The organism is Pseudomonas sp. RL_15y_Pfl2_60, assembly GCF_963970595.1.
Lineage (GTDB): Bacteria > Pseudomonadota > Gammaproteobacteria > Pseudomonadales > Pseudomonadaceae > Aquipseudomonas.
The window spans coordinates 231,851-247,778 of the sequence record NZ_CAXAOE010000007.1; the positions used below are offsets into that span (position 1 = coordinate 231,851).

At 57.6% G+C, this 15,928-nt stretch carries 14 protein-coding genes; 7 read left to right on the top strand and 7 right to left on the bottom strand.

Annotated features, from left to right (window positions below):
• Window positions 1-28 precede the first annotated feature (28 nt).
• The gene (locus tag AACY26_RS19350; RefSeq protein ID WP_339516445.1) at window positions 29-1,021 is read left to right on the top strand and encodes a D-2-hydroxyacid dehydrogenase family protein; all 993 of its coding nucleotides are present in this window, start codon (window positions 29-31) and stop codon (window positions 1,019-1,021) included.
• 45 nt (window positions 1,022-1,066) lie between these two features.
• Here the strand turns inward: AACY26_RS19350 and hrpB are convergent, their stop codons facing one another.
• Window positions 1,067-3,598 carry an ATP-dependent helicase HrpB gene (hrpB, locus tag AACY26_RS19355; protein WP_339516447.1) on the bottom strand — a complete coding sequence of 844 codons (2,532 nt, stop codon included), beginning with the start codon at window positions 3,596-3,598 and terminating at the stop codon, window positions 1,067-1,069.
• A gap of 140 nt (window positions 3,599-3,738) precedes the next feature.
• Between hrpB and AACY26_RS19360 the strand changes: the two genes are divergently transcribed.
• Window positions 3,739-4,158 carry a polyribonucleotide nucleotidyltransferase gene (locus tag AACY26_RS19360; protein ID WP_339516448.1) on the top strand — a complete coding sequence of 140 codons (420 nt, stop codon included), beginning with the start codon at window positions 3,739-3,741 and terminating at the stop codon, window positions 4,156-4,158.
• 53 nt (window positions 4,159-4,211) lie between these two features.
• Complete coding sequence (locus AACY26_RS19365; protein ID WP_339516450.1) at window positions 4,212-5,117, top strand: cation diffusion facilitator family transporter; 906 nt, start codon at window positions 4,212-4,214, stop codon at window positions 5,115-5,117.
• 18 nt (window positions 5,118-5,135) lie between these two features.
• Here the strand turns inward: AACY26_RS19365 and AACY26_RS19370 are convergent, their stop codons facing one another.
• The gene (locus tag AACY26_RS19370; RefSeq protein ID WP_339516451.1) at window positions 5,136-5,543 is read right to left on the bottom strand and encodes a DUF6515 family protein; all 408 of its coding nucleotides are present in this window, start codon (window positions 5,541-5,543) and stop codon (window positions 5,136-5,138) included.
• 512 nt (window positions 5,544-6,055) lie between these two features.
• On the opposite strand from AACY26_RS19370, the gene AACY26_RS19375 reads away from it, so the two are divergent.
• Window positions 6,056-6,535, top strand: a complete 480-nt coding sequence (locus AACY26_RS19375; RefSeq protein ID WP_339516452.1) for an Lrp/AsnC family transcriptional regulator — start codon at window positions 6,056-6,058, stop codon at window positions 6,533-6,535.
• Between the two features lie 134 nt (window positions 6,536-6,669).
• Complete coding sequence (locus tag AACY26_RS19380; protein WP_339516454.1) at window positions 6,670-6,879, top strand: DUF2788 domain-containing protein; 210 nt, start codon at window positions 6,670-6,672, stop codon at window positions 6,877-6,879.
• 26 nt (window positions 6,880-6,905) lie between these two features.
• Here the strand turns inward: AACY26_RS19380 and AACY26_RS19385 are convergent, their stop codons facing one another.
• Window positions 6,906-7,538: a pseudouridine synthase gene (locus AACY26_RS19385; protein WP_339516456.1), complete on the bottom strand. Its 633-nt coding sequence runs from the start codon at window positions 7,536-7,538 to the stop codon at window positions 6,906-6,908.
• 130 nt (window positions 7,539-7,668) lie between these two features.
• Here AACY26_RS19385 and ahr point away from each other — a divergent pair, with 130 nt between their 5' ends.
• On the top strand, window positions 7,669-8,703 hold the full coding sequence (gene ahr, locus AACY26_RS19390; protein ID WP_339516458.1) for an NADPH-dependent aldehyde reductase Ahr: 1,035 nt from the start codon (window positions 7,669-7,671) through the stop codon (window positions 8,701-8,703).
• A 63-nt stretch (window positions 8,704-8,766) separates the two neighbouring features.
• Here ahr and amn read toward each other — a convergent pair whose 3' ends face one another.
• The 4 genes from amn to AACY26_RS19410 form a co-directional block, all read right to left on the bottom strand.
• Window positions 8,767-10,242, bottom strand: a complete 1,476-nt coding sequence (amn, locus tag AACY26_RS19395) for an AMP nucleosidase (protein WP_339516460.1) — start codon at window positions 10,240-10,242, stop codon at window positions 8,767-8,769.
• A 164-nt stretch (window positions 10,243-10,406) separates the two neighbouring features.
• Window positions 10,407-12,056: an acyl-CoA dehydrogenase family protein gene (locus AACY26_RS19400; protein ID WP_339516461.1), complete on the bottom strand. Its 1,650-nt coding sequence runs from the start codon at window positions 12,054-12,056 to the stop codon at window positions 10,407-10,409.
• On the bottom strand, window positions 12,053-12,694 hold the full coding sequence (locus AACY26_RS19405; RefSeq protein ID WP_339516462.1) for a TetR/AcrR family transcriptional regulator: 642 nt from the start codon (window positions 12,692-12,694) through the stop codon (window positions 12,053-12,055). Before AACY26_RS19405 ends, AACY26_RS19400 begins: the two co-directional genes overlap by 4 nt.
• A 129-nt stretch (window positions 12,695-12,823) precedes the next feature.
• Window positions 12,824-14,809: a sensor histidine kinase gene (locus AACY26_RS19410; RefSeq protein WP_339516463.1), complete on the bottom strand. Its 1,986-nt coding sequence runs from the start codon at window positions 14,807-14,809 to the stop codon at window positions 12,824-12,826.
• Window positions 14,810-15,133: 324 nt separating this feature from the next.
• On the opposite strand from AACY26_RS19410, the gene AACY26_RS19415 reads away from it, so the two are divergent.
• The gene (locus tag AACY26_RS19415; protein WP_339516464.1) at window positions 15,134-15,928 is read left to right on the top strand and encodes a bifunctional hydroxymethylpyrimidine kinase/phosphomethylpyrimidine kinase; all 795 of its coding nucleotides are present in this window, start codon (window positions 15,134-15,136) and stop codon (window positions 15,926-15,928) included.

The following is a 15,928-nucleotide window of genomic DNA, read 5'->3' on the forward strand; positions in this document are numbered from 1 at the left end:
CTTAGAGGGGATCCTTGTGAGTCAGCCAATGCACATCGTAATTCCAGATGATTACCCACATGCGGTTCGCGACCTGGACTGCTTTGGCTTGCTCACGGATCACCGCGTGAGCCTCTATCACGACTGGCAACAATCGGCCGAGGTACTGCTTGAACGTTTCAGCGATGCCGATGCCATCGTTCTGACGCGCGAGCGTACCCGGCTTGATGCCAAGTTACTGATGCAATTACCCAAACTGAAACTGATCAGCCAAACCGGTAAGGTCGGGGCCCATGTTGATGTCGCAGCCTGCAATAGGCTGGGGATTGCAGTAGTCGAGGGCAACGGTTCACCTATAGCGCCAGCAGAACTGACTTGGGCCTTGATACTCAACGCGCGCCGCCAATTAGTTGCAGCAATAAACAGTTTTAATGCCGGCACCTGGCAAAACAATATGGGTGAACGGCTGTGCGGGCAAACACTCGGTATTTGGGGTTATGGGCGCATCGGCAAGCGCTTGGCAAAATACGCTCAGGCATTTGAGATGCCGGTATTGGTTTGGGGCAGCGAGGCATCAAGGCAAGCCGCCGAGTTGGATGGCCATAGCGCCGCAGACTCTCGCGTAGCGTTCTTTACCCAGGCCGATATCATCAGCCTGCACCTGCGCTTATCCGAGCAGACCAAACACCTGATAAACGCAGTTGATCTTGCACTGATGAAGCCCAGTTCCCTATTGGTCAATACCAGCCGTGCAGAGTTGATTGCACCCGGCGCTTTACTCGCCGCAATAGATAAAGGTCGCCCCGGCTATGCCGCCTTGGATGTGTTCGAAACAGAACCTCTGATCAGCCTTGATAACCCGCTGCTCAACCACCCCAAAATCATCTGCTCGCCTCACATCGGCTACGTCGAGAAGCACAGCTATGAGCAGTATTTTGGCGAGGCGTTTACCAATATCCTTAACTTCTTCGACGGCAAGCCCTGCCAGCAGATGAATCTCTCAACAATCAGCAATGCACGCTATTTGGCTGGCGCGGTTTAGCCACAGAGCGACTAACCGCCACAGCCTGAATTGCCTGGAATTTACTCAGCTTTTACGCGGTTTTGCTCTGGCGGTGGGTTCGGCTTCCATTGGGTCATCCGGCCACCAGTGTTTTGGATATCGCCCCTTCAGATCCTTCTTCACCTCGATATAGGTGTTGGCCCAAAAGCTGGCGAGATCTTGAGTCACCTGAACCGGGCGCCGCCCGGGCGATAGAAGATGCATTAAGAGGCCTTGCCTGCCGCCCGCAATACGTGGTGTCTCGGCCAGCCCGAACAACTCTTGCAACCTCACCGCCAGCACAGGCGGTTGCTCCGAATAGTCGATGGCGATACGCGAACCTGAAGGCACCTGCAGCGTTTTTGGCGCCAACTCATCCAGCCGCTGCGGCAGTGGCCAGGGCAATTGAGCGAGCAGGATGTTGGCTAAGTCAAGGTTGGCGAAATGACTGAGGCGGCTTACCTTGCCCAAGTACGGCGCCAGCCAATGCTCAAGAGAATCGAGCAGCGCTGCATCCGTGAGATCTGGCCATTCACTCGCACCGCTTTGTTCAATATCCAGCTTGCGCAAAAGAGCGATGCGCGCTTGCCATTGGCGCAACTCGGGACGCCAAGGAAGCAGCTCTATGCCCTTGCGCCGAACCAGACCAGCCAAGGCATTGATGCGAGCTTCTTCATTAAGCCCCGGCAAGGCTGCACGACTAAGCACAAGCTCGCCCAATCGCCGCTGCCTCTCGGCCTTGAGCACGCCTTCTCGCTCGTCCCATTCCAACTCATCGCGCTGCACCACCTGCTCAGCAAGCACCGTGTCGAACAGGGACGGATCGAGTGCAGCAGCCAGATAGATTCGTTCTTCACGCTGGCCTTGACGGCTGCCAAGATCAGCGATGACCAACCAGGGCTCTTTCATTAATCCATCTGGCTCACCAAACTGTGCGGCGCGGCCGTTGGCCAGCCGGTATTCAGCGCCGCCTTCGCGCCGTTGACGGGCGACGCGATCTGGATAGGCAAAGGCCAAAAGCGCTGCGAGCCAGCGAGGATGATCGGGATCGGCCACCGGCGACGATACAGTGCCGCGCAGATGGCTTCGAAACTGACGAGCCAGTTGGCGAGCGCGCTGAACCGTTCCTCGACTCGCCCGTGAAAAAGACTCGTTGGCCAAGGCTACGACACGATCATGCAGGTCGGCGCCAGCGCCCCGCAGGATGTCTTTCTCACCCAGCAATGCGGCGATATCGCAGGCAAGATTGCCCAAGCCAAGGGCCTGCCCCCGCAGCAACAAGTGGGCAATGCGCGGATGCGTTGGCAGCTCAGCCATCGCCTGGCCATGGGCGCTGAGCACGCCGCGTTCATCGAGCGCACTCAGGCGCTGCAGCAGATCGCGAGCCTGGGCGAAGGCCGCAGCAGGCGGCAAATCGAGCCAAACCAGTTCGTCCACCGCAACGCCCCAGCGCGCCAGTTGCAGCGCCAGCCCGGCCAGATCGGCCTGCAGCATTTCGGGTGCAGAAAAGTTCGCCAGCTGCTCATGCTGGGCCTGCGACCAGAGCCGGTAACAAACACCGGGCTCAAGCCGCCCTGCTCGTCCTGCGCGCTGGGTCGCACTGGCCTTGGAAATACGTTGAGTGTCGAGCCGGGTCATGCCGCTGCGCGGATCAAAACGCGGCACGCGCTCAAGCCCCGCATCAACCACAACCCGCACGCCATCGATGGTGATGCTGGTTTCCGCAATGTTGGTAGCCAGCACAACCTTGCGCTTTCCGGGCGGGGCGGGATTGATTGCCGCGCGCTGGGCATTTAGATCAAGCTCGCCATGCAGCGGGCAAAGCAAGATATCTTGGCGATCGCCGAGGCTTTCATGCAGCCCTTGATGCACACGTCGAATCTCAGCCTGGCCCGGCAGGAAAACCAGGATGCTGCCCTGCTGCTCGTCCAACGCCTCTAAACAGGCTGCGATAGCGCGCGGTTCAATGTATTCGCCGGCCTGCTGTGGTTTACCCCAGCGAGTATCAACCGGGAACATCCGCCCTTCACTGGTCAGCACCGGCGCATCATCCAGCAACTGCGCCAAGCGTGGCCCTTCAAGGGTGGCCGACATCAACAACACTTTTAATGGCGGCTCGCCAGAGTCTGCCGAACGAAACATCGCCCGACCATTGAGGGTCAACGCCAGCGCCAGGTCCGCGTCGAGGCTACGCTCATGAAACTCATCAAATATGACCAGCCCCACACCTTCAAGCGCCGGATCATCTTGCAAGCGGCGAGCGAGGATACCTTCGGTGACCACTTCAATCCGGGTTTTTGGCCCGACCTTGCTGTCCAAACGAATACGATAACCGACAGTTTCCCCAACCTTTTCGCCCAACTCGCCGGCCAGCCGCTCAGCTGCTGTGCGTGCCGCCAACCTGCGCGGTTCGAGCATGATGATTTGCTGACCGGCAAGCCATGGCTGGTCGAGCAGCGCCAGCGGCACCCGCGTGGTTTTACCCGCGCCCGGCGGCGCCTCAAGCACAGCTTCATTGCGTGCAACCAAGGCATCGCGAAGGGCCGGTAACAGGTGGTCGATTGGCAGCGAATTCATGAGTTCTCCAGTGCGGATGACGATTATACCGGCGAACTGATTGAGCCTTGCACAGTCATTAATCACGAGACTGTTTAAAGCCGCAGCAATACGGCTAACGCCTTGCTATAGTTGCGCCCCCGTCAATCAGGAGAACCTAGATGAACACCTCGACCCGCATTCTTGGCTGTGTTCTGAGCGCCAGCCTACTCACTCAATTGAGTGCGTGCGGCACACTGTTTTATCCAGATCGTCGCGGTCAGATCGAAGGGAAAGTCGACCCGGTTATTGTTGCGCTGGACGCCATCGGCATTCTGTTTTACGTGCTGCCAGGCCTGATTGCTCTTGGTGTTGATTTCGCCACAGGTGCTATTTACCTACCAGGTGGCACAACCGCCCAGGTCGACCCACAGGCATTAAAGGAGCTGGTCGACAGTCAAGGACAGGTTGATCGCGCTAAGCTCAAGGCATTGATCATGCAGAAAACCGGCAAGAACCTGCCTTTGGAAGACCCTCGGGTTATTGAACACCGTGGTGATCTGCAGCAACTCGCAGCTTACGGCCTGCGCCCGGCTGCGTGACGGCGAAACAACCAAGGCGCCAACCATTACAGCCTCCGGATTAGAGCCAGTTTATGAGTGTACTGCCGCAACATGCCCGACTGATGCGCCAAGCGTCTTCTGCTGCATTAGTCGTTGCGCTGGCGCTCGCGCTGGCCAAGGCGGTTGCCTGGTGGTTTAGCGGCTCGGTCAGCCTGCTGGCTGGCCTGACTGACTCATTGCTTGATGGCGCCGCCTCTCTGCTCAATCTGATTGCTGTGCATTACGCACTACGCCCAGCAGATGATGATCACCGCTACGGTCACGGCAAGGCCGAAGCGCTCGCCGGTTTGGGCCAGGCGCTGTTTATCGGCGCCAGCGCCGTATTGGTTGGCGTGCAAGGTGTCGAACGCTTTATCAACCCGCAACCGTTTGCAAGCGAAGGCCTGGGGATTGCGGTAATGATTCTGTCCCTGGCGGTTACCGTCGCACTGCTGATGTTTCAGCGTCATGTTGTGAAAGTCACCGGTTCAACCGCGATTCATGCGGACTCGTTGCACTACCGCTCGGACTTACTGCTCAACAGCAGCATTTTAATGGCGCTGTTTCTGGCCAGTTTTGGCTGGCTGCATGTCGATGCGATCTTCGCCATCGGCATTGCCTTCTACATTCTCTGGAGTGCGATCAGCATTGCCCGCGAAGCGGGAGCGGTGCTGATGGATAAAGAACTCTCGCCCGACGTCAGCGAACACATGCATGCCTTGGCCTGCGCAGTCCCTGGCGTACTTGGCGCGCATGACCTGCGCACGCGGGTTTCCGGTACGCGCTGGTTTGTACAATTGCATGCTGAGCTTCCCGGCGACCTGACCTTATCCGCAGCGCACGCACTGTGCGAGCAAGTCGAAGACGCGATCCGCGCAGAGTACCCGCGCGCAGAGGTGCTGGTGCACGCCGACCCACCAGAAGTACTGCCCGACCCGCCAGCCGTCGCGCAGCCATAATCATCACTGAGTGTGCAATTACCAGCGCGGCAACCGCACGACCTGATAATAGCCACGCTTGCCCTGCCAGCGATAATAGCTATCCGCAACCCGGTGATATTTAACCCCGCGCACCCAAACCTGATGTGCGCCACGTGGTAGCTGCCGGACAGTGAAACCATAGGGCGGCGCCACCCGTACATAGCGGCCTGCAGTTGGTTTGTACCAACGACCATCCCTCATGTAAAAGTCGCCCTGGTTAAAGCGAACCCGCTCATACCTGACAGGCTGGTGCGACATTCTCGGTGATATTCGTTCAACCTTCACCACTCGAACTTCTGGGTGCCTATCGCGGTGTTGCTCATGCTTGGGCGATGCCTGCACCAAAGGTGAAAGGCCCAGCAGAACCAGTACGCCAATTTCGACCCACTTAAAGCGCTTAATCATCGCTGCCACCTCATTGGTATGTCTGAGTTACAGAATGACTAAAGTCCGGTCAAATCAGGGTCAATGCTGAGTAAAGAGTCGGTAAATAGACCCGGCGACTTAAAAGCCATGGCACTCGTCAGGTTTCCTGGTGCAGATCGTCATCACGCTATGGTGGCTACTGCGTTTGGCAGGCTTGATTTAAGACTTATCTCAACCCATAAAAAAGGGAGGCCTTGGGCCTCCCTTCGGGAATGTTGTCCTGTGCTGGCAATTGTGTCGCCGCCTTTATCGCCCGTCTGGTTGGACAGTGCGGACCCGGGTGCCGAAACGACCCTGTTGGATCGGCGGCGGCCGCTCACCTGATTGAGTGAGTCGGCGTGGACATGTCGTCCGGGCCTTGAAACTGAGATAAATAGTACGGCGATGCGGTTAGTGAATGATTGCGAAGATTGCTCAATCAAGTATTGGTTGCGCAATTTTTACCTAATCAAGCATTATCTAACGCAATCCAAATAGAAATCGTGACCAATATGAACAAACTAGACCGCTATGACTTGAGCATTTTGGCAGAATTGCAACGCGACGCTCGCTTATCCAATCAAGAACTGGCCGAACGCATTGGCCTGTCACCCTCCCCCTGCTCGCGCCGGGTCAAGCAACTCGAAGACGACGGCTATATCGCCAGGCAAGTGGCCCTGCTCGACAGTAAAAAACTGGGGCTGAGCCTTACCGCCTATGTGCTGATCGGCATGGACCGGCATACGCCGGAACGCTTCGAACACTTCCAAGAAGCGATCCGCAATTGCCCGGAAGTACTTGAGTGCAGCCTGGTCACAGGGATGGACGCCGATTACCAATTGAAAGTCGTAGTACCGGATATGGACCATTATCAAAAGCTTCTGCTCGGCACCCTGACCCGCATCGAAGGCGTCTCCAGCGTGCGTTCGAGCTTCGTCTTGCAGCAGATACTGTCGAGCACCCAGTTACCGCTGGAACATTTGCGCAACTGAACCTCACGGCCGGGGTTAGGGTTGGACTTGCCCAATGGCACCTGACAAATCATGGCGCTCACGTATAATCGCGAGCCTGCGCCAGCCTTGATAGACGTCTGGCCCAGGCTATTTACCCGGTAATTGAGGCCACGATGGAAACCGAAGTTTTCGAAGATCTGATGACAACAGTGCTGGTCAGCGTGCTGATCCTGTTTATGGCGTTTATTGTCTGGGACCTGGCCAAAAAATCCAAAGCTGGGCGCTTTGGCAGCATGATCCTGTTTCTCGCCCTGGGCTTGGGCGTGCTCGGCTTTGTGATCAAGACCTTTGTCATTGCCGGACTCGAAATCGAAGGCCACTGACCCAAGACTGCCGCTTCGGGCAATACCTAAAGGCGTGGCTTCAGGTCCTGCCACTGCCCCGGCTGCAAACCCTCCAGGCTCCAGGGGCCGATACGCACTCGCACCAGACGCAATGTCGGCAAACCCACTGCGGCAGTCATGCGCCTGACCTGGCGATTACGCCCCTCGCGTATCACCAACTCCAACCAAGTGGTCGGGATACTTTTACGAAAGCGCACCGGCGGGTTGCGCGGCCATAGCTCGGGTTCATCCAGCTGGCGGGCTTCGGCGGGCAAGGTCATGCCGTCATTAAGCTCTACACCTTCACGCAAGCGCTGCAGCTGCTCGTCAGTCGGCTCCCCTTCAACCTGCACCCAATAGGTTTTCGCCAACTTGTGCTTTGGATCGGCGATTCGTGCCTGCAGGCGACCGTCATTGGTCAACAGCAACAAACCTTCGCTGTCACGATCCAACCTGCCTGCCGGATACACACCGGGTACATCGACAAAGTCCTTGAGCGTGGCGCGGCCTTGCTCGTCATTGAACTGGGTCAACACATCGAAAGGTTTATTCAGGGCCAGCAAGCGTGGCTCCGCGGGTGGTGCCTTGGCCTGACGACGTGGCGCCGACTTGGCGGCTTCAGGCCGCCGTGGCGCGGCGGGACGTGGTGGGCGTGGCATCAAAGAGTTCCCAAAGACATAGCTAAACCCGCAGTTTACCCGAGCATCACCGCTGATTATCTTGATTCTGCATTTTGAACAAGAGTCTATGCTGCTTGTCACCTGATTACTCGTTTCCAGGAGTCCGCACATGAGCACAACCGAGTCTGTCGTTTCTACCTTCACTGGCTGGGCTGCGACCCAGGCAGGCGCGCCCCTTGAACAGTTTGAGTATGACCCAGGCCCGCTCGGCGCCGAGGAAGTCGAAGTCGCCATTGAGTACTGCGGCATTTGTCACTCCGACCAATCAATGATCGACAACGAATGGAAAAACGCGCGCTATCCGTTCATCCCTGGCCATGAAGTAGTCGGCACTGTGGTGCGCCTGGGTGAGCAAGCTCGCGGCCTGAAGATCGGCCAGCGGGTAGGCATCGGCTGGTTAAAAAGCAGCTGCATGCACTGCAACTCATGCATGGAAGGCTCGCACCAACTGTGCAATATGATCAAACCGACCATAGTCGGCAGTCACGGGGGCTTTGCCAATCGCATGCGGGCGCACTGGGCATGGACCCTGCCGATCCCCGACAGCCTCGACCCAAGCCTGGCAGGCCCACTGTTTTGTGGTGGCTCGACAGTATTTGCGCCGCTGCTTGAACTCAACGTCAAGCCAACAGACCGCGTCGGTGTGGTCGGTATCGGCGGCCTGGGTCACTTGGCGCTGCGCTTTTTGAATGCATGGGGCTGCGAGGTCACAGCCTTTACTTCATCGCTGAATAAGCAGGAGGAAGCCAAGCGCCTCGGCGCGCACAATGTGGTCGCCTCAACCGACAGCGCAGCTATGAAGAAAATTGCAGGCACGCTGGATTTCCTGCTGATAACCGCCAGCGCCGACCTCGATTGGAACGCGCTGATCAGCACCCTGGGGGGTAAAGGCAAGCTGCACTTTGTCGGGATTGTGCCAAGCGCGATTCCGGTTCATGTGTTCAACCTGATCCCACGTCAACGCAGCATTTCGGGCTCCCCAGTTGGCTCACCGGCAATAATGCGCAGCATGCTGGAGTTCTGCGCGCGCCATCAAATATTGCCGCAGGTTGAGCATTTCCCGATGAGCAAGGTGAACGATGCCATCCAGCATTTGCGCGACGGCAAAGCGCGCTATCGGGTGGTCTTGGATGCAAGCCAGTAGCCACAAACAAAAACGCCCCAGTTCAGCACTGGGGCGTTTTGCATTCCAGTAAGGAATGCATGCTTAGCGGAATGGCGGCTCGTCGAAACTCCTTAACTTGCGCGAATGCAGCGAATTAAGCTGACCACGCAACAAATCCAAGGCAGTGATGCCAATGTGCAAATGCTGGGTCACGGCACGCTCGTAGAATGCGCCAGCAGCGCCCGGTAGCTTGATTTCACTGTGCAGCGGTTTATCCGAAACACACAGCAGCGTGCCGTATGGAACGCGCAGGCGATAACCTTGGGCGGCGACAGTGCCGCTTTCCATGTCTACCGCAACGGCTCGCGCCTGATTGATCAGTGGCCGTTCCTGGGCCCAGCGCAACTCCCAGTTCCGGTCGTCGTAGGTCAGCACAGTACCGGTACGCAAGCGGCGCTTGAGATCATCACCCTTCTCACCGGTCACCTGCGCTGCTGCATCTTGCAGGGCTTGTTGCACCTCGGCCAGCGCTGGTAGCGGGATATTCGGCGGCAGAACCCGGTCAAGAATCCCGTCGCGGCGCATGTAGGCATGGGCGAGCACATAGTCGCCAATGGTTTGCGACTGGCGCAGGCCGCCGCAGTGACCAATCATCAGCCAGCAATGTGGCCGCAATACGGCAAGGTGATCGGTGATGTTCTTCGCGTTGGAAGGGCCTACACCGATATTGACCAGGGTGATGCCATCGCCGCTATCGCCAGACAGCAGGTGATAAGCCGGCATCTGGTAGCGATGCCAAACCACGCCGCCGATAATCGCCTGCATCTCGCCTTCGGACATGCCACGCTCGATCACCACGTTGCCCGGCAGCACCATGCGGGTAAAGCGTGACTCACCGACCAGCATGTCCAGTCCATGACGAATGAACTGGTCAACGTAACGGTGATAGTTGGTCAGCAAGATCCAGGGCTGCACGTGGCGCCAGTCACTGCCGGTGTAATGCACCAGCCGGCGCAGCGAGAAATCCACCCGCGCCGCATCAAACAGCGCCAGCGGCATGGGGTCCATGCTTTCCCAGCTGTACAGGCCATCGGCCGTGCTGTCCGTCGCAGCCGACAGGTCCGTACTCGGGAACACCCGCGCCAGTTCACCGGCAGTCACTCCGGAACCGGCAAGTTCATCGCCTTGCTCGACAACGTAGGGATAGGGAATATTCTGCTCGCTCAGCCCCACTTCAACACGCAGCGTGTAATCGTTCATCAAGGGCTGCAACTGTTCGAGCAGGTACTTACGAAAGGCACCGGGATGGGTGACGGTGATGCTGTAAGTGCCTGGCACCTGAACCTTGGCGTAGGCACGCACAGTTGCCGGCGCTTCGCCATGACACAAATAAGTCAGGCGTAATTCCGGGTAGCGAAACTGGCAATGCGTGGCCGGGTCAGGCTTGACCCGATCCTTGAGGTAGGCCTTGAGCGCAAGGCTCAAGGCACGCGTGGCTTGCTCATGCAATGCGGCAAGCCGCTCGACTGCCTCTTCAGGGCTGGCTACAACAATAAAGTCATCTGAACATGGATTCACGGCAAAGCTTCCTGACTGAACACCCAAGCTAATAGTGCACCCTAGACCGCCTGCTAAGCCAGTCTAGGGTTTGCTTGACATGATTGAGCCAGCCCCAGATGACAGGCTATGCACTGCTCAGCCAGCCGATCGGGCAACAGCCGCCAAAAGGCGAGCGCCGCAAATCAAGCCAGATGCGGCGTGCTGCGCGCGACCAAGGCCTGCGCATCAACGCCTCGTGGCAGGGTGCCATAAACCCGGCCGCCATCACCGAGACGGCTAGCCAGGAAAGCATCGGACACCGTGGTATTGCCCGCTTCAAGCAACAACTTGGCTTGCAGCGCAATGGCCACATCCTCAGTTAGCTGGCGTGCGCGGAACTGAATATCGTCGGTGTCGCGGAATGCGGCCTGCACCTTGCCGATATGGGCTTTCAGGCGCGCATCGCCATGGCCGTCGCCCAACTCGCTGAACAGGGCTTCGAGCACGCCCGGCTCCTTCGACAAGGCGCGCAACACATCGAGGCACTGCACATTGCCCGAGCCTTCCCAGATCGAATTGACCGGAGCTTCGCGGTACAGGCGCGGCAAGATGGTTTCCTCAACATAACCGGCGCCACCCAAGCATTCTTGCGCTTCGTTGATCATGGCCGGCGCGCGCTTGCAGATCCAGTATTTACCGATTGCGGTGACCAGGCGGGCGAATTTTTCTTCCTGCTCGTCATGGGCGTTATCCAGCGCCTTGCCCATGCGCAGGGTCAGTGCCAGCGCAGCTTCGCTTTCTAGGGCCAAATCCGCCAGGACGTTTTGCATCAATGGCTGCTCGGCCAACACACGTCCGCCAACCTTGCGATATGCGCAGTGGTGTGCGGCCTGAGTCAGGGCTTGGCGCATCAGGGCACTGGAGCCGATCATGCAATCAAAGCGGGTCAGCGAGACCATTTCGATAATAGTCGGTACGCCGCGCCCTTCCTCACCAATCATCCACGCCAAGGCGCCACGGTATTCCACCTCGCTGGAGGCGTTCGACCAGTTGCCCAGCTTGTTTTTCAGGCGCTGGATATAGAACTCGTTGCGCGAGCCATCTGGGCGATGGCGTGGCAACAAGAAGCAGCTCAGGCCCTTGTCGGTGTAGGCCAGGGTCAGAAAGGCATCGCACATGGGCGCCGAACAGAACCATTTGTGGCCGACCAATTCATAGGCCTGCCCCGGCCCCGGAATTCCCACGGGATGGGCACGCGTGGTGTTGGCGCGCACATCGGTACCGCCCTGCTTCTCGGTCATGGCCATGCCGATGGTCGCACCGGTTTTCTGCTCGATCGGCAGATTGCGCGGGTCGTACTCCGTCGAGAGAATTTTTGGCAGCCAGATTTTTGCGATATCCGGCTGCAGCTTGATCGCCGGAACACTGGCGTAGGTCATGGTCAGCGGACAGCCTGAACCAGCCTCTGCCTGACTGTGCAAATAACTCATGGCCGCCCGTGCCACATGAGCGCCGCTGCGCGGATCCGTCCAGGGCGACGACGGCAAACCGTGCTTGATCGCGGCGCCCATTAGTTCGTGGTAGGCCGGGTGAAACTCAACCAGATCGATACGATGGCCGTACCGATCGTGACTTTTAAACACAGGCTTTTGCTCGTTGGCCAAAAAGCCAGCCGCCATTAACGGGCCGCCGGCAAGCGAACCATAGTTATGCAGCCTGTCTTCAGCCCAAGCACCGCCAAACCGACGGTTCCACTCCTGCAGCGGCAAATCGACACGGTACAAATTGGCGCCATCTAGCGGCGGTACCTGGTTGAATACTTCATGGGTTTCTGCGTTGAGGCTCGGGTTCATGCGGATGACTCCTTGGCGCCAACGGCGCTTAAACAGAATGCGATCAGGCCTGCCGTAATATCACCCAGCCCCAGGGCTGGCTGGCCCTTGGCACGAGCAGCGCAAGCACTTGGCGATAAAGGCCCGACCAATGATTCAGCAATAGCACCAACCAGACAGGCAGCGCTTAGTTGAGGGTGTTGCACACGAAAATTACCGCTGGCAGCTCCTTCCTCCAGGACCTCGACCAAAAGCGCGGCATAGGCTTGGCGATATAGCAGGCGTTGCTCATCCACTTCGGGATCAACCGGTTCAGCAATCAGTGCGTAAGCCAAATAGCGGCTGTGCCAGGCACGCGCGGCAAACTGGGTCAAACCAGCAGCCAGTCGCTTCGCCGGTGGCGCCGGTGTTTGCAATGCCAGCGCCATGGCATCGACCTCACGCTGGCTGGCGAGGGCAAATACTTCGGCGGCCAACTCTCCCTTATTACGAAAGTGGCGATACAGGCTGCCCGTTGCGATACCAACATCTTCAGCCAACGCCTGCATGGTCAGGGCAGCAAATCCAGCCTCGCTCACGCGCGCCAAAGCACAACGCAGGATTCGCGAGCGCAAGGCAGTGTCGCGGTCAACTCGTAAGGCACTAGTGCGGTAAACCATAGTCTGAATCCTGATTCATCATTTGCTCAGTGAATCAGAATTCAGTTTTTCAATACAGGGGGATTTAAGGCAGATTCGAGGTCGTTTCAGCCAGCGATTGCGGCCAAAAAGACCGGCAACTGATCAGCTTTATGAAGGTTGACGCTGTGTATGCGCCTTGGCGGCGAGCGTACCGGCAAGCGCCAGACGCACCTTCAGTTTGAAATGGCTGCCCTTGCCCGGCTGCGACTCATGGCTGAGGTCACCGCCCAACAGCGCGACCATCTGCCGACAAATGGCCAAGCCAATGCCCAAGCCACCAAACCTCCGGGTCATCGAGCCATCCAATTGCTGGAAGCATTGGTACAAAGAGTTGTTGTGGGCCTGATTGAAACCTGCACCGGTATCAATCACGTCAATGCACAATGGCACATCATGCTGGGCATCAGGCTGTGGATTGATGCGCAAGGTCACGCGGCCTTTATCGGTGAATTTAATCGCATTATCCAGGAGGATGCCGATACTCAAGCGAAGTTTGGCCAAATCACCTTCTAGCTCATCGGCCAGCGTCTCATCGTACTCAACCACGAATTCCAAGCCTTTACCCTGCGCAAGCGGCATGTACTGATCGCTGAGCGAGTCGATCAGCACCCGCAAGCTGAAAGGCTCGCACAGTGGATATAACCGGCCAGCCTGCAACTCCGTCAGGACCAGGATGTTATTGATCATGCGCATCATCTCTTGCGCAGAACCCTGTGCCATGGAGCGGTACTGTTCCATTTCATTGTCCAGGCGAACGGTTTGCAGCAAGTCCAAAGAGCCAATCACACCGTTCATGGGCGTGCGCAACTCGTGGCTGATGGTCGCCAGAAACTCGTCCTTGAGCCGGTTATTATTGGCCAGTGCTTGGTTAAGCGACTCCAGCTCACGCCGGGCCGACTGCAAAATTGCCGTGCGTTCTTCTTTGAGAACGTTGATCCTGTCCGCCAGGGCCAAGGACAGCAGTGCCACCTCAAGCGCCGAGCCTATCTGACTGGCGTACATGGTGATAAAGACATTTGGCAAAAAGCCGAGCACCATTAGCGTATTGACGATACCGCCGAGCAAAAACGCCGACCAGGCAAAGATGAAGTAGCGCGCAACGCGCATGCCGCTCCACCAGGCTGCCAGCCCCGCATAGAAAACAACCAAGGTGAAAACCAGCGCCAGGTAAGTGGCGAGGCGTAACGACAAGGCATAGCTGGCGGTCAAGGCTAAAACCATCACCAACACCGCCACAAGCATCACAATGAGCAAAGAGCGATCCAGCCATTTACCGTGCTGAGCAGTTTGCAAAAAGCTACGCGCGAACTGAGTGCCGAAAAATGTCGCTGAGCCGATCAAGAATGGCGTGGCGGCATTAGCCCACCAAGGATTATCCGGCCAGAAATACGCGATACCGGCACCGTTCACCGACACCTGGTAAAGACCAAACGAAGCAATATACAAAATGTAGTAAAGGTAGCTGGTGTCGCGCACGCTGAGATAAATGAACAGGTTGTAGACCATCATCCCCAGCAGCACGCCGTAGATGATGCCCAGCACATAGATACGCGTCGGCTGGCTTTCGATGTAGGCATTCGGCGCCCAAAGCTTCAACGGTGCCTGGATCGACCCCTGGCTTTGCAGGCGCAAATAAACCCGCCTGGGCTGATCAGGTTGCAAGCCCAGCTCAAACAGGAAGTTATTGTTTTTGATTTCTCGCGAAACATAAGGCAGCGCGTCACCTGTCGTGCGCAGCAGATCGAAACCACCTCGGCCGTTGTCCATATAGAGCATCAGGTGATCGAGCGGTGGATAGGCCAACTCCAGCAACCAGGATTTCTCGCCAGTCAGTTGCAACGGCTGGTAATCCAGATCGACGCGCAGCCAAAACACCGATCGCGAGTAACCGGCATTCAGTACCTGTTCGGATTGGCGTTTGAAACGCGGCGCAAAGTCAGCCGACGAGACTTGATCAATAGTGGCTGCACCACTGGCGTCTTCAAGCACATAGCTCGCACGACCCAAATCTACTGATCGCGTATGTTCATCAAATGTCACGGCCCCGGCCAACACCGGCCAGACAGCAAGCAACAGGATCAAAATGGTGCGCATTCAGCCCCGCGGTAACGTGATGACCGACAACTTCGGACTGCGCCGTGAGCCCCAACTCACTTATTTGACGCCGTCTGGCATGCCTGTTTCTTCGAATTATCGACACGATATCACAGGCTAAAACCTGCAATAAGCAACCTTCTCACATATTATGCAGTAACTTGACCAGCTCACATTTAGCCAAAGGTTTTAACCCAAGCTGAAATCCTGATACATGGGTCAGGCAAGCGTTCTAGCCACCCGCTTTAAAATCGCCAATCGCTATAGCGCCAGACATTCATGTCGCAGGCCAATATCCGCGATTTAATGATAAGCTCGCGCACCATGAAAATGCCTACTTCCCGCCCAGTAGTACTTTGCCTGTCTGGACACGACCCAAGTGGTGGTGCCGGTTTGCAGGCCGATATCGAAGCGCTGCTCGCCCAGGGCTGTCACGCTGCACCTACGGTGACTGCCTTGACCGTTCAGGACACTGTCAACGTGAGTGACTTCCGCGTGCTGGATCGCGAATGGGTGCTGGCGCAAGCCAATGCCGTCATCGCCGACCTGCATGTCGAGGCGATCAAGCTGGGCATGCTCGGCTCGGTCGAAATGGTCGAGACGGTACTGGAGATCCGCAACAAGCTGCCCGGTATTCCACTGGTATGCGACCCTGTTCTGCGCGCAGGAGGCGGTGGCGCGCTGGGCAAGGATGAAGTTGGCTACGCCATGCGCGAACGACTGTTCCCAGCCTCTACAATTGCCACGCCCAACCTGCCCGAAGCACGGATCCTGGCCGAGTTGCCTGATGGCAGCGCCGATGAGTGCGCCGCCAAGCTGTTGCCCTTCATCGAGCATTTGCTGATTACCGGCGGTCATGGTGACGAGCATGAAGTACACAATCGCCTTTACTCACGCGGCGGTGACCAGCACACCTTCACCTGCCAGCGGCTGCCCGGCAGCTATCACGGCTCGGGCTGCACACTGGCAAGCACCTTGGCTGGACGCTTGGCAATTGGCGAAGAGTTGATCAGCGCCGTGCGCACAGCTCTCGACTACACCTGGCGCACCCTGCGTGATGCAGAGCAACCTGGCCAGGGCCAATTTATCCCGCGGCGCTTGCCGCTGGACGGGTTCTGA